21 protein-coding genes and 1 pseudogene are annotated in these 21,448 nt (G+C 50.5%); 5 read left to right on the top strand and 17 right to left on the bottom strand.

Annotated features, from left to right (window positions below; translation table 11 throughout):
- The first annotated feature begins 63 nt into the window (after positions 1–63).
- Positions 64–1,545 (top strand): stage II sporulation protein P, encoded by a 1,482-nt coding sequence (gene spoIIP / locus I8J30_RS10160; protein WP_210657861.1) that lies wholly within the window; start codon positions 64–66, stop codon positions 1,543–1,545.
- A gap of 73 nt (positions 1,546–1,618) precedes the next feature.
- Here the strand turns inward: spoIIP and I8J30_RS10165 are convergent, their stop codons facing one another.
- Positions 1,619–2,809 (bottom strand): glycosyltransferase family 2 protein, encoded by a 1,191-nt coding sequence (locus I8J30_RS10165; RefSeq protein ID WP_210657863.1) that lies wholly within the window; start codon positions 2,807–2,809, stop codon positions 1,619–1,621.
- Positions 2,810–2,970: 161 nt separating this feature from the next.
- Between I8J30_RS10165 and I8J30_RS10170 the strand changes: the two genes are divergently transcribed.
- Positions 2,971–4,230 carry a sialidase family protein gene (locus I8J30_RS10170; protein WP_210657865.1) on the top strand — a complete coding sequence of 420 codons (1,260 nt, stop codon included), beginning with the start codon at positions 2,971–2,973 and terminating at the stop codon, positions 4,228–4,230.
- A gap of 60 nt (positions 4,231–4,290) precedes the next feature.
- Here I8J30_RS10170 and I8J30_RS33625 read toward each other — a convergent pair whose 3' ends face one another.
- Genes I8J30_RS33625 through I8J30_RS10180 form a run of 3 tightly spaced genes read right to left on the bottom strand, consistent with a single transcriptional unit; the run spans position 4,291 to position 5,887 of the window.
- The gene (locus I8J30_RS33625) at positions 4,291–4,416 is read right to left on the bottom strand and encodes a hypothetical protein (protein WP_276316119.1); all 126 of its coding nucleotides are present in this window, start codon (positions 4,414–4,416) and stop codon (positions 4,291–4,293) included.
- Between the two features lie 7 nt (positions 4,417–4,423).
- Positions 4,424–5,473 carry an NAD(P)-dependent alcohol dehydrogenase gene (locus tag I8J30_RS10175; protein WP_210657867.1) on the bottom strand — a complete coding sequence of 350 codons (1,050 nt, stop codon included), beginning with the start codon at positions 5,471–5,473 and terminating at the stop codon, positions 4,424–4,426.
- A gap of 15 nt (positions 5,474–5,488) precedes the next feature.
- Positions 5,489–5,887, bottom strand: a complete 399-nt coding sequence (locus I8J30_RS10180) for a (R)-mandelonitrile lyase (protein ID WP_210657869.1) — start codon at positions 5,885–5,887, stop codon at positions 5,489–5,491.
- A 231-nt stretch (positions 5,888–6,118) separates the two neighbouring features.
- Here I8J30_RS10180 and I8J30_RS10185 point away from each other — a divergent pair, with 231 nt between their 5' ends.
- Positions 6,119–6,862 carry an MBL fold metallo-hydrolase gene (locus tag I8J30_RS10185; RefSeq protein ID WP_210657871.1) on the top strand — a complete coding sequence of 248 codons (744 nt, stop codon included), beginning with the start codon at positions 6,119–6,121 and terminating at the stop codon, positions 6,860–6,862.
- 478 nt (positions 6,863–7,340) lie between these two features.
- Here the strand turns inward: I8J30_RS10185 and I8J30_RS10190 are convergent, their stop codons facing one another.
- From I8J30_RS10190 to I8J30_RS10210, 5 genes are all read right to left on the bottom strand, one after another.
- Entirely contained in the window at positions 7,341–9,815 is a 2,475-nt protein-coding gene (locus I8J30_RS10190) for an alpha-mannosidase (protein WP_210657872.1), read from the bottom strand.
- Positions 9,812–10,801, bottom strand: a complete 990-nt coding sequence (locus tag I8J30_RS10195; RefSeq protein ID WP_210657874.1) for an ROK family protein — start codon at positions 10,799–10,801, stop codon at positions 9,812–9,814. The genes I8J30_RS10190 and I8J30_RS10195 overlap by 4 nt, the downstream gene beginning before the upstream one ends.
- Positions 10,798–11,433 carry a D-sedoheptulose-7-phosphate isomerase gene (locus tag I8J30_RS10200; RefSeq protein ID WP_210657876.1) on the bottom strand — a complete coding sequence of 212 codons (636 nt, stop codon included), beginning with the start codon at positions 11,431–11,433 and terminating at the stop codon, positions 10,798–10,800. Before I8J30_RS10200 ends, I8J30_RS10195 begins: the two co-directional genes overlap by 4 nt.
- Before the next feature lie 6 nt (positions 11,434–11,439).
- Positions 11,440–12,366 carry a helix-turn-helix transcriptional regulator gene (locus I8J30_RS10205; protein WP_210657878.1) on the bottom strand — a complete coding sequence of 309 codons (927 nt, stop codon included), beginning with the start codon at positions 12,364–12,366 and terminating at the stop codon, positions 11,440–11,442.
- A gap of 557 nt (positions 12,367–12,923) precedes the next feature.
- Entirely contained in the window at positions 12,924–13,169 is a 246-nt protein-coding gene (locus tag I8J30_RS10210) for a hypothetical protein (RefSeq protein WP_210657880.1), read from the bottom strand.
- Between the two features lie 132 nt (positions 13,170–13,301).
- On the opposite strand from I8J30_RS10210, the gene I8J30_RS10215 reads away from it, so the two are divergent.
- Complete coding sequence (locus I8J30_RS10215) at positions 13,302–14,396, top strand: AraC family transcriptional regulator (protein WP_210657882.1); 1,095 nt, start codon at positions 13,302–13,304, stop codon at positions 14,394–14,396.
- Between the two features lie 68 nt (positions 14,397–14,464).
- Here the strand turns inward: I8J30_RS10215 and I8J30_RS10220 are convergent, their stop codons facing one another.
- The 6 genes and pseudogenes from I8J30_RS10220 to I8J30_RS10240 all read right to left on the bottom strand — a co-directional run bounded on the left by I8J30_RS10220 (position 14,465) and on the right by I8J30_RS10240 (position 19,615).
- Positions 14,465–15,676: a glycosyltransferase family 4 protein gene (locus tag I8J30_RS10220; RefSeq protein ID WP_210657884.1), complete on the bottom strand. Its 1,212-nt coding sequence runs from the start codon at positions 15,674–15,676 to the stop codon at positions 14,465–14,467.
- Complete coding sequence (locus tag I8J30_RS10225; protein ID WP_210657886.1) at positions 15,663–16,673, bottom strand: lysylphosphatidylglycerol synthase domain-containing protein; 1,011 nt, start codon at positions 16,671–16,673, stop codon at positions 15,663–15,665. Before I8J30_RS10225 ends, I8J30_RS10220 begins: the two co-directional genes overlap by 14 nt.
- 176 nt (positions 16,674–16,849) lie before the next feature.
- Positions 16,850–17,188 carry a hypothetical protein gene (locus I8J30_RS10230; protein ID WP_210657888.1) on the bottom strand — a complete coding sequence of 113 codons (339 nt, stop codon included), beginning with the start codon at positions 17,186–17,188 and terminating at the stop codon, positions 16,850–16,852.
- A 145-nt stretch (positions 17,189–17,333) separates the two neighbouring features.
- A pseudogene (locus tag I8J30_RS33630) lies at positions 17,334–17,417 on the bottom strand (VOC family protein); the annotation flags it as partial.
- A 29-nt stretch (positions 17,418–17,446) separates the two neighbouring features.
- Complete coding sequence (locus I8J30_RS10235; protein ID WP_210657890.1) at positions 17,447–18,115, bottom strand: copper resistance CopC family protein; 669 nt, start codon at positions 18,113–18,115, stop codon at positions 17,447–17,449.
- Positions 18,116–18,232: 117 nt separating this feature from the next.
- Positions 18,233–19,615 (bottom strand): aminotransferase-like domain-containing protein, encoded by a 1,383-nt coding sequence (locus I8J30_RS10240; RefSeq protein ID WP_210657892.1) that lies wholly within the window; start codon positions 19,613–19,615, stop codon positions 18,233–18,235.
- Positions 19,616–19,825: 210 nt separating this feature from the next.
- On the opposite strand from I8J30_RS10240, the gene blaOXA reads away from it, so the two are divergent.
- Positions 19,826–20,566, top strand: coding sequence for a class D beta-lactamase (gene blaOXA / locus I8J30_RS10245; RefSeq protein ID WP_240548038.1), 741 nt, complete (start codon positions 19,826–19,828; stop codon positions 20,564–20,566).
- 81 nt (positions 20,567–20,647) lie between these two features.
- Here the strand turns inward: blaOXA and I8J30_RS10250 are convergent, their stop codons facing one another.
- Together I8J30_RS10250 and I8J30_RS10255 are read right to left on the bottom strand one after the other, a co-directional pair.
- The gene (locus I8J30_RS10250; protein ID WP_210657897.1) at positions 20,648–20,998 is read right to left on the bottom strand and encodes a hypothetical protein; all 351 of its coding nucleotides are present in this window, start codon (positions 20,996–20,998) and stop codon (positions 20,648–20,650) included.
- 6 nt (positions 20,999–21,004) lie between these two features.
- Positions 21,005–21,436 carry a hypothetical protein gene (locus I8J30_RS10255; RefSeq protein WP_210657899.1) on the bottom strand — a complete coding sequence of 144 codons (432 nt, stop codon included), beginning with the start codon at positions 21,434–21,436 and terminating at the stop codon, positions 21,005–21,007.
- Positions 21,437–21,448 lie beyond the last annotated feature (12 nt).

Raw genomic sequence — 21,448 nt, forward strand, 5'->3', positions numbered from 1 at the left:
TATTTTTAAGAGGCTGTCGTTTTTTGTGTTGCTAGAATTGACAACTAGACTAGAGGTGGAAAAATGAAAAGATCGATTATTGCATTGTTGACGCTTTTGTTCATACTCTCTCTTACTGCCCCGGCTTCTCATGCGGCACCTGCAACGATTCAATTGTTCCTTGAAGGGAAAAAGCTCAGCTCGTCCGTTGCCCCACGCTTGGTCCATCAGACCACGATGGTGCCGATTCGCGCCATTGCCGAAGGTTTAGGCGTAAACGTAACATGGAATAAGAAGAGTCAGATCGCAACCCTCTACAATGATGAGACGTCAATCGTACTGCCCATTAACGGGACCTATGCGATTCTCGGCGGAAAAACGATACGTTTGGAGCAGCCGCCAATTGTCATTAATGGGGTAACGTTACTCCCGATTCGTTTCGTCGCCGAAAATCTTGGTCTCGTCGTGAAGTGGGACGCTTCAGCTTACGCAGTACGTCTATTTAGAACAAATAGCGATGTATCCGGAAGTGACCCTGCCACCGATCCGAGCGTGCCCGCAATACCTCCGGATCAATATCCCGCGCTGCAATCAATTCTAGCGGATAATAGTTTATTCACTATTGCCACTAATGGGAGATTCACGCCAAGCATTACTACAGCAAATGACCCGGATCGTCTGGTCATCAATTTGCCCGGTGTAACATTTAATGGGCTTATTAGCGAGCCGCCCGAGAATACAATGGGTGAAGTGAACGTTTCTCCGAACAACACCTATATCTCTAAAGTTCGTTATCAACTAAAAGATTCGGAAACATCGACGATTCAAGTCGTAGCGGATTTAAAACAGAAAGTGAGCTATCAAATCGAAAACACCGGGGATCCCTCTAAATTGGTTGTTCGTTTGGTTGCGAAGACGGCGACGAATCCGATTTCGAAGTCGGCGATCTATATTTATCAATCGCATAACCGGGAATCCTGGATCCCCGAATTGCCCGGTGTAACGAATCCCGATCTGGCATACAATGCGACGACAAATGTTGCTATGTTAGGAGCAAGGTTGACCGGTGTCCTACAAGCAATGGGCGCTGAGGTTTATCATACTTCCTACGACTACGCATCTATCTATGGCAGCCAATTTAATTACGGGAAATCCTATGTTTACTCGGAGAAATCGATTATTAATCAACTGGCTCAGCATCCGCAAATCAAGTATCTCTTTGATATTCATCGCGATACGAGTCCCCGAAGGGAGACGACAGTCAATATTCGCGGCACGAACTACGCCAAATTATATTTTGTCATCGGGCTCGAGAACCCGAACTGGAAGCAGAACGATGCTTTCGCCAAAAAATTACAAGCACTGGTCACGGCCAATTACCCCGGTCTGTCCAGAGGAATCTACTATAAAGATACCAGCGTCGGCAATGGGTGGTATAATCAGAACTACTCGCCTGCCAGCGCGTTAATCGAGGTCGGCGGGACGGCAAATACGCTTGCCGAATCGAACCGGACGATGGATATTTTGGCCCAAGCCATCAACCAAATTCGTCTGAGCGGGCAATAATCAATACAGTTACACAAAAAAAAGAGCGTTCGCACGCTCTTTTTTTTTGTGTCTCTTCGCTGCTTGAAGCAGCCTACAATGAAGCTCTAATAAACGCCTGCATACCCGAGCGAACGGTCATAGTCTGATACAAATACGTAATCGTTCGCGATGTCGTGATTTCCTTATTGTATAACGAGACGGACGAAGTCGATCCCGCATCCATGAGGTGCGATTCTATTATACTTCGAACGAAGGTTACATCTGCCGGCGCATGCTCGCTGTCGAAAATAATGCACCACTCGCTTTTTGCTCTTCCAAGTGCCTTGTGCAGAGCATAGTTGATCGAATGATTGACATAATACAAGATGCGCACCCGAGGGTCGTGGAACGGTTCTACGATCTCTTCGATTTCTTTTTGCGTCGTCAGGCTGACGACGATGATCTCGCAGTTGGTTTCATACTGGTCAATGATGTTCCCAAGCGCAGTATGCGCACGGGCCACTTCGCCCGGCTTAACAATGAACAATGCACTAAACAGCAGCGGCATGTTTCGCCTCTGGCGCGTTTCATAGTGGGACTTGTGAACCTCGTTCCAGCATAAGCGGTGCTTCGAGATATCGTTTGCAATGTGGGTAGATAAGCTAAACGGAGAATTGATCCGATAATCCATCAGTTCGACAGGCACATACTTGATGTCGCAGAAATCGGTCATCCGCAGCCAATAATCGTAATCTTGAATATATTTAAACCGATATCCGTCTACGAGACGGCAATACTCCGCACGGTGAATAAAGGCAGGCCCGATAATGCAGCCGTCAAGCAATGCCTCCTTGGGACGGTTCTGCCAGCTGCGCAGCGTGCGGAGAAACTCTGGCGTATGTGCGGGTTCGCCGTTCTCGAAGATTTGATTGAAGCTGCTGTACACGATGCCCACATTAGGAGCTGCGCGATCCATTTCGTTCACTAACGTGCTCAAAAATTGCAGGTAATAAATGTTGTCTGTCGACACCCACGTCAAGTAATCGTAACCTTGGTCCATTAAGAGTTCAAATCCATAATTAAGCGCGAACGCGACTCCCTGATTGACTGGATAGGAAACGATCGTTACGCGGCGATCTCCGGCTGTACACTCCTGAATAAGAGGCAGCAGCTCGGGAGCTCCATCGATGACAATCAGGAAAGCAAAGTCTCGGTAAGATTGATTGCGAACCGTTTGAATCGCCAATCGGATATAAACTTCATTCTGATAATAAACCGGCATGACAACGCCGACTTTCGCCATGCTCCAGCACCCCTTCCATCTATACTAATCTATGAAAAAATAACGATGGCCGAGATAGTCAGAGTGCACATTTTATAGCGAGCAAACGATAACTGATATCGAATAGGACGATCTTCAACGCAATAGGATGAATTAATACGTTTATTAGGGGATGGAGGAAAATGACAAATTTTAATTTTCAAGTGACAACCGGAATACTGCCCAAATTTGAGCCAAGCATCGCGGTCAATCTCCTCATTCCGGGTATCATGGTGGCTACGGCGACTGACCACACGGACGGGGAGTCGCCTAAAGTTGGACTCTATCGTTCATTGAACGGAGGCAGCACCTGGACCACCACCTTGCTTCCACTCCCGCCCGGAATATTTACCGGAGCGGAATGCCCATCTGTAGCTTACAAATTCCCAAACACCTTTATCGTCAGTGCCCATGTCTTCCCAGGCCATCAATTCGGGTCGACGTTTGTCTATATTTCTAATGATAACGGCGCTACGTTCAGCAATCCGATACTTGTCGCCCCTGGCTACGGAACGTACATCAATAATGATGAGACCTTTCTGATTGCCGATAACGGACAATCGAGTCCCTACTTGGGCAATGTTTATGTCGTCAGGGCTAATCAGTTCAATGTAGCGAACGGAGGCAATATTACGGCTTTCTTAGACCGTTCGCGAGATGGAGGCTTGACCTGGGATACGCCTGTTCTGCTCTCCAAAATTACCGATAAAGTGAGAAGACCGGCCGTAACGGTAGATTTAATGGGAATCGTCTATGCGGGCTGGATTACAGTCAATGCGCCTAATGACAGCTACTACATACGGCGTTCGCTGGATGGAGGCACGACCTTCGGCGCACCGATTCTTGTCTCTGCCGTCGACCCGGTTCCATTGGTGCTTCCGGTTCCCGGCTATGGCTTCAGGGTACTAACCTACCCGAGTATATCCTGCGACCGATCTATCGGACCTAGTACAGGCGCGGTGTATGCCGTGTGGCAAGATAACCGTCAAGGCTACGCGGACATCTTCTTAGCGAAATCTACCAACGAAGGGTTGACTTGGTCAGCGCCGTTCAGCATTACCGGAGCTCCGCCTGGATCGCAGAACTTCTTCCCTTTCATCGACGTGGATCCGTTAACCGGCGTCGTCAATGTCGTTTATTACAGCAATCAGGTGAATGGTTTCGATCTCGACGTATTTGTGGCAAGGTCCATTAACGGAGGGCAAACGTTTACGAATACGAGGATCACGAACGTCTCCTTCAACCCGAATGCAGGGCAGGTCGGCCCAAGCCCGGTTCCCTCGATCGGCGATTATATCACGATCACAAGCGTTCCTCCCGGCGGCTATATTGCTACTTGGATGAGCACGGCTCCGGGATCGCAAACGATATTTGCCGGTTATTCCGACGTCATCATCCCTTAGCTATTGCGTTTCAATATAAAAAGCTGCCGAATTATCGGCAGCTTTCTTTGCGTTTATGGCTTAAGTCGCGTAAAGCTCGAACTCGTAAATTAACGGAATATCAATCCCCGATGTAAAATAAATTCTCGCTTTGGTTCCCGTTACCGCCGAGAAGGTGTGCGTGCTTGGTGATGCTACGCTCCCCATTGAAGTGCTATTCCTTCTCCATTGTACTAATGTCGATGACAAATCGATATTTAACATCCGATGCAAGGACGCGCTCCCAAGCTTCATCGATTTCCTTAGCCGCAATCACTTCAATCTCGGGAACAATGCCGTGCTCCGCGCAGAAGTCCAGCATTTCCTGCGTTTCGCGGATGCCTCCGATTGTCGATCCGGCAAACGACCGGCGCTGGAGAATAAGCGGAAATACGTTAATCGACATCGGCTCGGCCGGGGCGCCGACGTTTACCAGCGCACCATCCAGTGCCAGCAAGGATAGATAAGCATTGATATCAATCGCCGCGCTCACAGTATTTACGATAAGATCAAACGATCCCGCAAGCAGCTTAAATGTCTCAGGATCATTAGTAGCATAGTAGTGATCCGCGCCGAGCCGCAAACCGTCTTCTCTCTTCTTCATCGTCTGCGATAGCACCGTAACCTCGGCACCCATCGCATGAGCGAGCTTAACGGCCATGTGTCCAAGACCGCCAAATCCAACGACAGCTACCTTCTTGCCGGGAGCAGCTCCCCAGTGGCGCAGCGGCGAATACGTTGTGATGCCGGCACACAGCAACGGAGCGGCTGCGTCAAGCGCAATAGCATCCGGAATTCGAACGACGAAGTCTTCGGTTACTACGATATGCGTGGAGTAACCGCCTTGCGTAAATTGCCCGTATCTATCAATAGCTCCATAGGTTCCTGTATTGCCGTTCAGGCAATAATGTTCATCTCCCCTGTGACAGTGGGAACACTCTCTGCAAGAGTCCACCATGCAGCCTACGCCTACCCGATCGCCAATGGTATACTTCGTAACTTCCGAACCAACCTTGGTGACGATTCCGGCGATCTCATGACCGGGTACTAGCGGATAGTTAATGGGTCCCCAATCCCCGCGAGCGGCATGGATGTCGGAGTGGCAAATCCCGGCGAACTTGATTTCAATCAGGACATCATGAGGTTCAAGATCCCTTCGCTCGATCGTGGTCAGTTTGAAAGGACCTTCCGGACTAAATATAGCGCGTGCATGAACGGTTATCATAGAATGACCTCCCTCTTAGACATTATTATACTGATCTTCGCTAACGTGCTCCAGCCATTCAACCGCCTTGCCATCCAGACGCTCTTGAATGGCGATATGAGTCATCGCAGTCGCTGGCGAAGCGCCGTGCCAATGTTTCTCTCCCGGCGGAAACCAAACAACGTCACCGGGACGAATTTCCTCGATTGGTCCGCCCCATCGTTGAACCCGCCCATTGCCAGCCGTTACAATCAGCGTTTGTCCCAGTGGATGCGTATGCCAGGCCGTCCGAGCCCCGGGCTCGAATGTAACGCTCGCGGCGGCCACGCGCGCCGGATCAGCCGTTTCTATCAACGGATCGATGCGAACCGTACCCATAAAATAATCTGACGGTCCTTTGCCTGAAGGTTGTGACCCCATTCTTCTGATTTCCATGTATCAATGCCTCCGTTTGAGCTAAGTCTATGAGATATGGTAATCGAATCGTTTCGTATAACCAACTTATGTCTATAGGGATGCAAGTCTAATCGAGAGGTGGACTGAAAATGGAATAGAATGCCTCGTACAATTACGTGACTAAGTTACAGACTATTATTTATAGACCTGATACGATCTAACTGTAGCTTTTTTTGTTACAGATAACAAGGTTGAGAGGAGAACAATCAATTGAAAATCGTTAAACTTCCATGGGCAAGTATTATCATCGAACATGAAGAGAGCAGGATTGTAATCGATCCGTTTTATAATTTCCCTTCTGATCTTGGAACACCTTCAGGCGTGCTTTATCCATTAGACGATTTCGGGAAAGTGGATGCTGTTTTGCTTACCCACGTCCATCCGGATCATTTTGATCCAGTGGCAATCAAACAATTTTACGGACAGTCTATTCCGATTTATGTCCCGTTTGAAAACGTTGAGTATGTAATGGAATATGGGTTTACTTCTGTATTCGGCGTTACAATAAAGGATACCATAAAGATAAGCTCGTTTAACGTAATCCCCACTTTTTCGGTAGACGGTATGGGGGATCCTCAAGTTGCTTGGATCGTTTCGGCAGGCGGTAAACAAATTATCCATTGCGGAGATACATTGTGGCATGGATATTGGTGGAGAATAAAAGGTGTTCACGGACCGTTTGATGCGGCTTTTTTACCTGTAAACGCACCTGTAGTTGAATTTCCGAACGTAAAACCAGCAAGTAAGGAACCGATTGTCATGTCACCTGAACAGGCAGTTTCAGCGGCAATCGCGCTTGAGGCAAAAGTATTAGTTCCCATTCATTTCGACCTTGTTAACAATCCACCGTTCTATTCTCCGACAGTGGGAATAAGAAAACGTGTCGATCAAAGCGCTGAAGAAAGCAAAGTTAAAGTCCGCTGGCTAGAGACAAAGGAAATATTGTCCTTATAATCGTTCAAAAAAATTGAAGATAATGGGGAATCTCGCTCGTCCAATCACACCTAACCCAGGCTGCATAGGTTAAATAAAGTAACTGCGGTAGGTGATCGCGATTTCACGAGATTACTAGATGCGAAAACTTCACAAAACGCCAGCTATGCGAACTCGATTGCAATACCGATTATCATCATCGCTCTCCCTCAAATCATAGCACAACAGACTTTAAATTTATCCACCGGAGCAGCCGATTTAGCGCGTGTAAATTCCTCCGGGACAGTCACGCTCCAGCTTGGCCCTTCTCCTTCGAGCACCAATATTCTGGTAACGGTGGTGAGAGGTTTAACAACTTCGGGAGTTTCCGTCTTTTCTGCTTTGCAGAACCTAAATACGGATCTACTCGGACCGCAAGTCGTTTCCTCCGAAGTTTGATTGATTGTGCCTCAAATCAAAACGCTGCCAAGATGTTGGCAGCGTTTTGTTTCGTCATAAGTTAGCGATATTCAATCAAATTGACTTCCTGAACAGGAAGCGACGCGTCGGCCGGAATGAAAAACGACTTGATCTCGCATTTGCCAAAAACGGCGCGCCAAGATCGGTTCAGCATAGGCACTTCAATATCCGATTCAGCGGCAGCGCCTGACGTTTCATAGCAGCGCAATATCCAACCGTCGCCATCCTCCGCCTGTTTAAAGACAGTGGCCGCCACTTGCCGAGCAGAAATGCGCAGCCCTTCCATGCGTTGTGGCAGCGAACCCTCGTGATAGGTTTCCCACACGCAGACCGGCGGCACATTGAATTCATATGCTTTGCGCACTACGTCAGACTGGTGCCAGAAGCCCTTATGCGGCTTAAGCGCATAACCAAACTCTTGAATTCCCTGTTCCATGAACTCTACTTGATCGTCGCGCTCCCCGTAGTGGTCAGCAAAGATCGGGCTGCGGACAACCGTCATGCGCGCTTCGCTTCCCAAGACGTCGTAAGCGTACTTCCCATTGTTGAGAATGGCAAGTCCACGTACTTCACCTGTTTCCCGCGACTTGCCGAACACATCGAACCATTGCTGTCCGGGCATTTCTTGGCCGTTCGGTTCACGATGGATGTATCCGTACGGAATTTCAGATACGGACTCCGGCTGCTCCACATGAACAGGAAAGGATAGTTTCAGCATCTTATGTTTCTCTCGCCAATCGAGCTGCACCTTTACTTGAAGCTCGGCGGCGTTATGCAGCAGAGTAAAATCTTGACGAAGCGTAGAGCCGTTGTACCGGCTCGTGACGCGGATGATCCCGCGAAGCGGACCGCGCTCGAGCACCTTCACTTCTGCATCCGTGAAACACCCGATGAGCTCGCGATAGCTATGCAGCCCATGTCCCCATGTATCGCTATGATGCTCATCGATGACTAGCGGCACTGCACCCGGGCCGCTAAATACTTCCGTGTTCGTCCGCTTGTCGAGCAGGCTCTTAATCGCACCGGAGTTCGCTGCAAATTCAACGCGCAAAAAAGCATTCTCCAGCACATTCCCTTCTGCGCTCACCGGTGATTCTACCGCTTGCGCTTCCTGCTCTTTGGTGAGGTAGCACCAGTAAACTCTGTAGCCCATGGCAGGCACGCGAGCCATGAACAGCGTATCCCAATTGTCTTGTCCATTGGTGCGAGACGCTCGCACGGTCTGCATAGCTACTGGATAACCTTGTTCATCCGACACCGCGGTCATTTTGCGATTCGCATGTACAGGCACTTCCACTTCCCAAGATAAAGGATTGAAGACGACGAGCGGCGTACCGCAATCGCCCTGCTCCCAGGACAACCAGTTCTTATCCTTGCTCAGCGTGCGTATTTCCGGCTTCATCGTATCAATGGACCATGAGATGCGCTGCATGGCCGAGTTAAGCGCCTTTGCTGCAATATGCAGCGCTTCGCCATACGATTCACGAGCATCCCGGAAAGCCTCGCGGATGCTGCACCCGCCCATAATGTCGTGGAATTGGTTAAACAGCACATTCTCCCAGCCAAGCTTTAATTGCTCACCCGGATACTTATGCCCCAGCAGCACGTTAGCGGCCGAAGCGAATTTCTCCGCGTTTAATAGCCGATGCTCCGCGCGCCGGTTGTTCTCCTTCGATTCCGAATGCGTGGAGTAGCAGCCTACCGCATGCATCTGCAGCTCGTCCTTCAGCACCGGCAATTCCGGTTGCGCTGCTTCGATTTCCGCAAAATACCGATTCGGCGAGCTGATAACGATGCGCTCCTTGCCGAGCTTCTCCTGCAGTCCCTTAATCGCTTCCAGATTGCCGATCGTCGGTCCCCCGCCGTGGTTACCGACTCCATAGAATGTCATATGCGAATGACCGTTCGCATCCGCCATTTCTTCGTGATTTTGCACCTTCTGCTCAAACGGCTTCCCCCAACTGGTGGAATAGCTGTCTGACAAACGGAACGTGAGGACACGACTGCCATCCTCCGATTCCCACCAGAACAAATTCCGGTCCAGCTCCTTCTCATGTTTCTCGGGACGCATAAAGACGTAATAGTCCATTCCGCTCTTCTTCAAGATCTGCGGAAGCATGGCGTTATGTCCAAAAGAATCGACGTTGTAGCCGACCTTCGCCATAACGCCGAATTTTTCCTGAAAATAACGCTGTCCGTACAAGCCATGCCGTGCGAACGATTCTCCGGAAGGCAGATTGCAGTCCGGCTGTATCCACCAGCCGCCAACGATAATCCAGCGTCCTTCCGCGACGCGAAGTTGGATCTCCTCGAACATATCCGGCGCGTTTTCTTCGACCCAGGCATAATAGGCGGCGCAAGAACGAGTGAAGACGAAATCCGGAAATTCCTGCAAACGGTCTAGCGCTGAGCGGAAGGTCGCCTTGATCTCTGCATACCCTTCCTGCCATTGCCATAGCCATACCGGATCCAAATGCGCATTGCCTATCAGATGAATGCTGCTGCTCGTGCTCATACTTGAATCTCACCTTTCTCGAGGAGATGATTTAAGGCAACCGACAAGCTGGCATAATCGCCGATTTGCTCACCCAGTCCTGCCTGCAAGATTTCGCACACGGCGCTGGAGCGAGGAAGAGCTTCGCGTCGCAGCTCCTCCATTACGATCGGCTCCATGATCGCCTTTTGCCTTCCGTAAATACTTCCGATCACGATACGCTCCGGATTCAGCACGTCGATGAGCAAGGCGAGCGCGCGACCCAGCTGCATGGCGGAGACTCGGTAAATTTCTATCGCCACCGGATCTCCTTGCTCTGCCGCGCGGCCTACAATCTCGGCGGTAAGCAAAGGCAGTTCTTCGGCAGTTGTGCAAAATTCCGGCGGATGGCCATCCGCTAGCCGCTTCGAAACGATGCGCTTGCCAAGCTGTGCGATCCCGCCGCCGCTGCAAAAGCCTTCAAATGAACCGGCTTTGCCGTAACCGGTTGGACCGTCTTTCTCGAGCCGGATATGACCGACTTCTCCCGCCATATCGTTCGTACCGGAGTAGAGCGCTCCATTCAGAATAAGTCCGGCTCCCATCCCGGTGCCGAAAGTCAGGAAAATCATATTGGAACTGCCTTTCCCTGCGCCCCACTTCCACTCCGCCAGCGCGCATGCGTTAGCGTCATTTTGAAGCGCCGATGGAACGCCATAACGACGGGTAAACGGCGACACGATATCTACCGCGTTCCAGCCCTTCAGGTTAGGTGGGGACAATACGAGTCCGCGGCGACTGTCGAGCGGTCCTCCACAGCTGATGCCTATAGCCGCCAGCTCTTCTCCGGGACGATTCTCCAGTTCTTTATCGAGCGCGTTCAATAGCTGCTCAATCGCTTCTTCCGGTGTGCTTGGCGTATGGAAGCGGGTTTTCGAGACGATTTGGATGGTGCCGTCTCCAATCAGAACCCCAAGGCTAACCGCGCACTTTGTGCCTCCAATATCAATTCCAGCAAGCAGCTTCATTGTCCGAAGAACACCTCCTCGACAGCGAGGCATATGGCATGGTAGACAGGCAGATGCCGCTCCTGTATGTCCAGCGTAAGCTCGTAAGGGACGCGAATCGACACGTCGCATAACGATTTGAGAAGTCCTCCGTCTGAGCCCGTCATTCCGATGGTGTGCATGCCAAGTGCCCTGGCCACCTGTATCGCTCTTACGACGTTTGGGGAATTGCCGGATGTGCTGAGTCCAATGAGCACGTCTCCCTTGCAGCCGTAACCGTATACCTGCTGCGCGAATACCGTTTCTGCCGAGACATCATTGGCAAAGGCCGTCATCAACGCGGTATGGCTAACCAGCGAGATTGCCGGAAGCGCGCCTTGCAGCCGATCCGCAATATAGCAGCCTTCATCCGGGAACAGTTCATTAAGCGTCGTTCTGAATTGCGATGGAATCGGCCGTTTGGACATAAATCCCTTCATCAGTTCGCCGACAATATGCTCGCTGTCCGATGCGCTCCCGCCATTGCCGCAGACGAGCAGCTTGCCGCCGTTTCTGAATGAACCGATTAGCAGTTGGCAAGCTTGTTCGGTTTCGCCGGCGCATACTTGAAGCTCCGGATATTTGTCAACCATCGCTTGGATGTTACGTTGCATGTCCCCCTACTCCCCTCTTCTGTCACGGCTGCTGACCATCTCACTGGCTTCATAATAGAGGTTTCGAAATCGAGATGGCGTTACCATCGCCACCTGAGCAAATAAGGTCGAGAAATAAAATTCGTTCTTCAAGCCAACAGCGAGCGCGATTTGCTTCATCGACATCGGGGTTTCGATTAACAATTTCTTCGCTTGCCGAATGCGAATGTCGTTCAACTTCTCGATGACCGTCACGCCCGTTTGCTGTTTGAACTGTCGGGCCAGCGTCCGATAACTAACGTGGAGGCCGCTTGCGATGTCTTGCACTCGCAATTCGTTCGCGTAGTAAGCGTTTAAGTACATCAATGTCTGCTTGACTATGAGGTCGTTATGATCATGCGCTTGCATTGACGGGACCGGCGAATCGGCCCGCCAGTCTTCGAATAAGCCTGTCAACCAACCCGCAAAAGCGGTTCGCAGCGCCAATACGCCAATATCCGAACGAAGATCGAGCAGCGGTTGGACCGTTTCGGGCTTAAACGCGTATGGCCGAATCTGAGAGAAACAGCGAATAAACTCCGCCTCTTCCGTCGTGCCGCTGCTGGCTTCGCCCGGCTCCTCGACGATTTGCCAACGCAGGCAAAATCCATCATCCTTCTCTCCCCGTTGATGCCGATGCGAATGAACGATACCCGGCGGAATCAAATAGGATTGTCCTGCTTCAATCCGAAATTCGCAGCCGGCGATTGTCGTGCTCAGCGCACCTTCCGAAACATAATTGAATTCATACCAAGGATGCCGATGCGAAGGAGGCGCCCACTCCTCCTCATGCTCAGCCGACAGCGCGTCTAACAGCGTGATCGTAAGACCACCGATACGGATTGGCTGAAGCATAAGTAAGCGTAACAGTCGAAGCGGAATCGCGTAAGCGGTTGCACCATTCCCTGCATTCATCTCTCCTCCCCCTCACTAATCCACATTATAGTGAAATCCAGAAATGCCTGTATGACAGATTAACAGTATTTTTTATAAAATCCTGCCAACTTAACTATCCTCCTGCATCCACATGAGGATCTGATCCTTTAAGTTAATATTCGGTGAATGATTATGCATTCCTACTCTCAGCTGCATTTCTGCCTGTTTTCGACGGTAAGAGCTCATTATTGCGACTCTCATCAGCACCACTGCCGCGAGCCGCGCCATAGCGAAAAGAACCAAGCCCGTAAACTCGGGCTTGGTTCCTTCATACCATGTCTATTTATATCCCTCAGCTACCGGGTTCGGAACGAAAACTCCGCCCCGGCACCGTTTCAAGTAGTTCAACGCATGGACTTGTCCGGTCATCTCCAGCTCGTCTTTGTAAACGGGATCATGCCAGCGATGTCCCAGGCTATCGTTGCGTCTTTGCCGTGAACATGAAACACTTTATCCACCCATTTGCACACCACTCTTTGGATGAAGTATTTTTCTATGGTCAGTATAGCACTGTTCAGAACAATTTCGTGAATTCTTCATTTAACCCAGTGAATTTGTTTACATATCCGATGATAATCCTCCAACGTGTCGTGAACGGTAAAATTGCTTGTCGGATAGTTGATGGACGAATATTCGTAGAGCAGGATTGCACCATGCTGCAGCTGCCAGGCCGTATGAATGCGGATCACTTTTCTTCCCTCTACCATCACCTCATCGACTACGCTCCTGATGATATCGTTGGAGTGCATCGGAATTTCACTTTCCAGCACATTGCAGCTCATTCTATTTCCCCCTTCGACTGAAATGACTGCCCTTTGCGGATAGTTTATCGCATCTCCCCCTTAACACCAATGTCGATTGTCGGCGTAATAACTAACCAAATCTGATATAATACGAGTGTGGGAGGCGGTATCATGAATTATGAAGAATTGGATCGTATTTTATATGAATTAACGGATTTGGAGGCCCATTTACAAGATAAGGAGCTCTCCGATGACATGATTAGAAATCGCATTCTTTCTCGTGCTTTGTCTGATGATAGGCTCTCCGGCCAAAATAATTCTCGCGTTCATGCTGCTTCTTCTATGCCCGTTACCCATCCATCCGCGTACCATTATTCATTAGAGGGCGATGTGCTTCGATTGAACGTGACCGGGGAAGTCTTCGCCATCTCCAGGCATACGAGGTTTGTCCAAATGGTCAAGCACACCCATAACTTATTTGAGATGAACTATGTATACAGCGGAACCTTTTATCAAGAAATTCAAGGAGAACGGTTTGAATTTAAGGAAGGCGATTTGATTATTCTCAATAAGAATGTGGAGCATTCCATCGACAAGGTAGGCGCGAATGACATCCTCATAAACGTCTTAGCGAAGAATGAGTTTTTTGACAGCTCCTTTATTTACAACATTCTTGGGGTTGAAATTCTTGGTAAAACCATAGCCTCCATCCTTACGGATACGTCCAGAGAAAAGAACTTTCTATTATTCCATACGTCGAACAATTGGCAAATCAAACAAACGATCCAGAACCTCTTATGCGAATCCTTCGGAAGCAAACAGGCAAACCCTGAGATTCTCAAAGCCTATCTGACGATCCTGTTCACCAGGCTGTTGAAAAGCGACAGCTACGAATTGTTCTTGAACAAAGGGGGTAAAAAATCGAATATTTCCATCATGGAATTACTGGCCTACATCAAACAAAACTATCTAAACATGACATTAGAACAAACAGCCGAGCATTTTCGTTATTCGGCTGAGCATCTGGGGCGAATCATCAAAAATGTGACCGGAAAAACCTTCTCTTCATTGGTACAGGAGCAAAAGTTCATTCACGCTGCGCTGCAATTAAAGCTAACGGATCAGACCATCGAGGAGATTGCCAAAGAAATCGGCTATCAAAATCTAACCTTTTTCTATAGGAAGTTTCATGCTTTCTATGGAGTTACGCCAAAAGCGTACCGCAAATGGGTCAAGCAAGACGAAGGCAATCCAATGCCGCTATGATAGCACGCTAAATAAGGAGCAGTTTGCCGTCAAGCAAACAACTCCTTAAACACGCCGCGACTGCTCCCTTATCGAACGTTCTCCCGGGCCGATTCTCTCAACAAGCGCAAGCGCGCCATTGCCGGTGCCGGGAGCGCGCAGATCCTGGCGATGTAACGGTCAAACTTCTCGCCCAGCACCTCGTGCTGAAACTCCGACTTGGCTCTGTGGCAGCCATCCCGCACCAACCGTTCGCGAAGCTTGGTATCCTTCGCCAGACGAACGACGCTTTCGGCGATTTCTTCCGTCGATTGCGGATCGACGAGCAGCCCGGTCACACCGTCCAGCACTGCCTCCGATGCCCCTCCGGAACGACCGGCGATAACCGGAATTCCCACGGAAGCCGCCTCCAAATACACGATTCCGAATCCTTCCGCATCTCCTCGCCCCAACTCCCGGCTCACCATGATGAATTGATGCGACAGATTATAGTACGCATTCAACCGCTCGCTTCCGCTCACTCGGCCCGCGAACAGTACGTCGCCCGCAACGCCCGTTGATCGGGCAAGCTGCTCCAGCCGTTGTCGGTCCGGACCGTCGCCAACGATCAGATACACCGCGTTAGGGATGCGTTCCAGAATGGACGGCATGGCTTGGATCACCCGATCATGCCCTTTGCGCGTAACCAATCGTCCGACCGACAGCAGCACGTATTTCCCTTCGAGCCCGTGCGCCCTTGCCAGTTCGTATTCGATTGGCTGTTTCTCAAACACGCGCTCGACGCCGGGGTTGACGATGCCAATACGCCGCGGATCGACGCCGTAGTCTTCCACCAGCTTCTTCGTGAAATGACTGTTCGTCAGCACACCGTCTGCGTTGCGCAAGATCAGCTTCACGATCGCATTCAGTCCCATGAACCGCCTAAACATGAGCATATCCATACCGTGCGTAGATATGACATAACGACGCCCGCCGAAAACCCGAAACAGCAAACCGATAAACCCGATCAACACGTAGCCGTACAGTGTCACGTCCGGCTCTTCGCTGCGCAGAGTCCTGCGCACCAGGCGAAACAATCGTCCCCAACTGGTCAGGTTCACCCGCTCCTCCTGCAAGAACGGCCCGCGATGAATACGGAATGGGAGCCCTTGATCGAATGCGCCGCTCCCTGGATATTCCGGCGCGATGACGGTCATCTTGTGCTTGCTATGTAACGACAAGTTAAAGTAATAATTCTGCATGCCGCCAATGCCCGGCGGAAACACGCCTGATACGAGAACGATTTTTCTACGCTTCGTCATAGGTCCTCACCCTTCTCGTCAAATGGCCGACCGTCCTCACTGCCGCCCAGAACAGTACTTCCGCCATGATGTTCCACAGCCGAGCGATAATGGATATATATAACGCCGTCTCGGCGCCAAGCTTGAGCGACAAGAAATACACCAGGAAACCTTCGCGCACTCCCAGCCCGCCAGGCAACGGACTGAACAAACCGAGCAGCCAGGATGTAGCAAAGGTGCCGGCGGCGTACCACAAGCCGATATGCCCTTGCTCGAAGCTATTTGTCAGCAGCCAGAAAGCAATGCCCATAATGAAATGACTCCCGAGGAAACACGCCAAGCAGCCGAAAAAACGGTTCCGCGTCAATCCTGCCTCTCCGGACCATGCAGCTGATTGAGTTGCTCGCAATGATGACAGCCTGGCAAAGAAGCGCCGCAGCAATACCCGCCGCGAAACTCGAACGAACAGCGCACGAATCGCTGCCGCTCCCTTGTTGTAATAGACATAGGTAAGCGCGAACAACAAAATGACTCCGAATAGGCTTGCTGCCGGGGCGATGTCCAGGCTTACCAGCAAAATCAATGCGTAGCAGAGCGCCGCGGATACGAGCAGTACGTTCTCGTAGACGATGGCCGCGAGCTGCGCGTTCAGCGATACGCCGGCGCGCGAAGCAAGAACGACACGGCCCGCATAATTCCAGAAACCGCCCGGGAGGTACTTGCCGAACTGCGAGTCGATGAAGATCCGCAAGCCGTCCAGCAGCGGCAGTTTGACGCCGTTCCTTGGCTTACCGGGTTCCTCGCCCGCGGCGTTCACAATCAGCACCCAAATGCCTGCCTGCAGCATAAGGAAGAACGCGAATACGGCTATGGACGAATAAAACCGCAAGCTCGCATGCGCTAAGAACGACTCGATGTCCGCCAGCTTCAGCGGCATGTTCCGCAAGACGAAGAAGACGATGATTCCCGCAAGCGCGAGCTTGAGTGCCGTCGGCGCCAGCCTTCGAAGCACCGCCATCTCTCAACCACCTCCCGACTGGGTAGAAACCATCCTTCAATGCTAATGCAGAACTGTTTGCGCAATGTCAACCAAATATGCGATTCGCATGAATTTTATGGAAGAAATGCAAAAATGGTTGAGCCTGCAAAGGCCCAACCATTACTAACATGCTGTATTCGAAATGTCCTGCTGCTCTATATTAATGGAGAATGTGAAGTGTGAAGCACATGCGTGTATTCCTCTAACGCTTCCTTGGCCCGCTGGAAATCTTCCTTATGGACCTGCAATTTCATGCCTGGATTCTGTCCGCCTGTATGCATCGTGCCGGCAACAATGCCGGATGCCGACGAACCGTCCAGCTCGCGGAGGCGGGAGCGAATCCCCCGTCCATGCAAGTAAGCATGTTTGTCTTGGATTTCATCCGCTTGATTGCCTGGTGCGGTCAGAACGGTTTTCCAGCGGTTTGCGCGAATGATAAGGGCTGCGGCAATCAAGAACACAGAGACACCAACGATAATCCATACAACATTCATCGTCATTCACCTCTTCGTTCTGGGGGAGATCCCCCGTTTCCTTTACCTTAACCATCACCATTCGCACTTGAACCAACCGGACAAGCCCATTTTTCACTTGCCTTTATTTCTCCCAAAGTTCAATTAGGCGACCATCCGGATCTGCAATCCAAACTACTTCGCCGTACCATTTTTTCACGGCCTCAAGATTCTTCGTTCTCCAAAATATGCCTCCGACACCTTTAATCATCGTATCTAACTCCTTCGCAGGTTTCATGTCTATTTTTTCATAATCGCCCTAAACAAGAAAAATAACAACACCAGGCAGCCAACTGCTCCTATTTCTGTCCATGTTTTGTTCTTATTACTCTGATTCTTGTCAGCTGCATTTACAAATTGTTCCGGTACTACATCTTCTGCGGTCTGGTCCGTTGCATCGGACGGATTTACGCTTTCGGAAGTGTTTGCAGCTCCCGGAGCTTCATTTTGTTCCGTTTGAGTATCTGCTTGGGTGCTCGTGTTCTCGGTGTTACCGGAAGAATCAGACGCATTCTCAGGTGTCATCGCAGTGTCAGGAGCCGGAGCGGCTTCCGCCGGCAATGCTACCGTGAACGAATAATTGCCTTTAATATTGTGGCCATCTTCCCCAATAATGCGCCAATTGACCGTGTAGGCGCCATCCGCCAGAGGGGCATCCAATACACCTGTCAACTGATCCTCGCCGGCTTCGATCTTGACCGGGATTTCCTTATTTGAAGCATCCGTAACCTTAAGTACAACGACGGGTTCAATCTCGGTGGCAAACGATAATGTGATCTCACTCACGGCCGTTGTAACCGTCTCGTCTTTGGCCGGTGTTGAACTTTTCAAATCGGTATGCGCAGATACCGTCCGCGGTAGTAATAACGCAACGAATAGGGCGAAGCATAGTGCCAAATATTTGTTCATCTTTATATCCCCTTTTAAGAAAACTAGCTCCTAGAAAGTTTACCATGTCATTTCTCGCTTGAAATGACTCTTTCGGGCTATAGATCCAAACCATACGTGACTTTTGTCCGGCTATTCCTATCCCCTCTTTACAAATTTCACACCCGTGCGCAGCTTTAACAGCTCGCGAATACCGTCGCCAATGGCTTGGATGCCCGGCTCCAGGAGTCTATCCTCAACCTGCGAAACGCTAAGCCGGATGACTCCTTGCTTCCGAAATGCCGGCAGGAACAGGTGCTGCGCTGGATGGACCCGCACGCCGCGCCCGAGCAAGTGGTCGGCCACCGTTTGCGCTCGAAGCGGAGCCGGCAATTCAATTGTGGTGTAGAAGCCGGAATACGATCCTGTGTGTGCGGTTCCCGGAGGTAGATGCTTGCGGTACGCTTCTTGCAGAAGCACCGCTTTGCGACGATAAATCTCTCGCATCCGGCCAATATGGGCAGCGAACATGCCGCTCTCGAGGTACACCTCGAGCGCTCCTTGCGTTAGCAAAGGCGAATGCACATCAGCCACAGCCTTCGCCCGCAGAAACCCTTCCCGCAATCCATCAGGCAGCACGGCCAGCCCGAGGCGCAAGCCCGGAAGCATGACTTTAGAGAAGCTTTTTACATAGATGATTCGCCCTGAAGGATCATAGGCGAACATGGGATCGTTCTTGGGATCCCCATCCAGGTCGCCCATGTAGTCATCCTCGATGATATACACATCATACTGCTGCGCCAGCACTACCATCCTTTTGCGAGCTTCGTTCGTATGGCTGTACCCGGTTGGATTATGAAACCGCGAAACGGTGTAGAAGAATTTGACGTCCCGGTCTCGGAATAGTTCCTCCAACCGCTCTAAATCCATTCCGCCTTCCTCATAAGAAATACCGAACACTTCCCCACTATATTTCTCCAGCAATTCTACCATGCCGGCATGTACGGGTTGTTCAACTACGATGTTGCGCTTGCCGTTCGGAAACGTTAATCCCGCCAGCAAGCACAGAGCCTGCTGAGAGCCTGTTACCACGTAAATACGATCCGGAGACGTGAATACCTGCAAATCTCGCAGATGACGGGACAGCTGGAACCGTAATGAAGCGAGGCCTTGACCGCTTGAATACGTGAACATATCCTCACGGTACCGTTCTATGGCTTCGTTTAAGCAGTGTTGGAAATCTCGATATGGCATGGCGCTTCGATCCGGTCCGGCCCACTCGAAATCGATGATGTCCTGTGCCGGTGACTCGCTTCTTGTTTCCTCCCTGCCGGGACTGCGGTGTGCTACATAATATCCGCTTTGAGGGACGGCATAGATTCGGTGCCGTCGCTCGAGCTCGCCATAAGCCCGAATGACCGTATTTCGACTGCATCCAAACACTTGCGCCGCTTCCCGTATGGACTGGAGCTTATCCCCCGGCTGCAATTGCCCCCTCTTCATTTCATTCAGGAGCTCTTCCACAATCGCTTCATATAGCATCCTATCTCGCACTCCTCTCTACCAACTGTATGGGTACAATTACCCCAAACCGCAAAGCAAACTAACCGTTCCTTCCTTTATACTCGGTGATGTCGACATGAGCCTTTCTGTTACGCCATTATGAAGAAGTCCGAGGAGGAATGCAACGTGATTACTTGGAGAAAGAAATACCGTATATTGGCCCTCTCTGCCTTGCTAGTCGCCGGCACAATGGAAAGTTCATCACTTCCCGTGAACGCCGCTGCAAGAGATTCGAAGCTCCATTGCGAGGATCTGTTCCATGATGTTCAAGGTACGCTGATTATCAAAAATCTGAAGACTGACCGCGTCTTGGTCTGCAATCCTGAACGAAGCAAGCAGCGCTTTACACCGGAATCTTCGTTTAAGGTACCGAACGCGCTCATTGGTCTGGAAGTGAAAGCTGTACGAGATGAATATGACGTGAAACGGTGGGACGGCGTCATCCGGCCGTTCGAGGCTTGGAATATGGACCATTCGCTGGCTTCAGCAATGCGTGCGTCTGCAATCTGGTATTATCAGGCGATGGCTCGGGACATTGGGGAGGAGCGCATGAAGAGTTTCGTAGAGCGCATCCATTACGGAAATAGGGATATAAGCGGAGGAATCGATACCTTTTGGCTGAATAGTTCACTGAAGATCTCGGCGGAGGAGCAGGTCGGTTTCATGGAAGATTTGGTGAAGGAGACACTGCCTTTCGAGGAACAAACGATGAAGACGGTAAAACGGATTATGATCGATAACGACCAGGATCGTTACACCGTACATGGGAAGACGGGTACGCGTCTGTCTGATATGGGGCTAGGATGGTATGTGGGCTATGTTGAGCGCGGAAAGACTGACTTTGTATTTGCTGCTAACGTAGACAGCAGCGGGACGACCGCCAAGACGATTACGCTGGAAGCCTTGAAGAATCTCGGAATATTTAGGTAGCCGCAAGTGAGAAAATGGCAGCCGATAGTCGGCTGCCATCGTTTTTATATGAAATGAGCATGCTTGGCACGAAACCATCGCTTACAATTTAATTAGAACTTCCGTGCCATCATGTGATCGAACATCAACCAGAATTGTCCCTCTGCAACGTTGCAGCTCCTTGATAAGCTGCTTGATCGCTTGTTTCGTGCTTCGGTTTTCGACAATCGACAGCACCAATTCAAGCCCGAAATTTCTGCTGATCAGCCCAAGCTCGGATTCATCGATTCGGCTAGAGTGGCCGTCCGCATGTCCTTCGTTCCGAATCAGCCAACCTCTCATTTTCCGCCTAAAAACATCCATAGTCAGAATACCGCTCCCCATGCGTAATAGGGCATAAGGAACCGGAATTGTAAAAGCATGCTCGTTGTTCTTGACCTTAATGATCATCATGCCTCATCACTCAATCACTACGGTGATCGTATCCTTGTCACCGGAGCGAATGTCAACGATTTGACCGTCCAGCTCGTTCTCGATTGCTTCGATCAACATGGAGATATCGATATCCTTCACATACTTTGCGGCCTGCGGAATATTGGAGGCGACCGTGTGTCCCGCACCGAGCACGGCTTTCACCAGTTTAATCGGCAAATTGATGCTGATATTATCGTTGTCTTGAGATGTTACTCGTATTTTTAACGTTTTGTTTAAATAATCACCGGATGCCGACGACAGTTTCTTCGGAAAGTCGGATCTCCCCCACGCCTGCACAGCTTGTGATGCAGGAGCCGTTTGCTTCTCCGTAAGCGCGTCAATTAATTGCGAAGCCTTGTCAGAATCAATTTTACCTTCCTGCATCATGGAAAGCACTTTGCTAATTTCCTCTTTCATGGTTTCTCCTCC

The sequence above is a fragment of the Paenibacillus lignilyticus genome (assembly GCF_017942085.1).
In the GTDB taxonomy this organism is placed as follows: domain Bacteria; phylum Bacillota; class Bacilli; order Paenibacillales; family Paenibacillaceae; genus Paenibacillus_Z; species Paenibacillus_Z lignilyticus.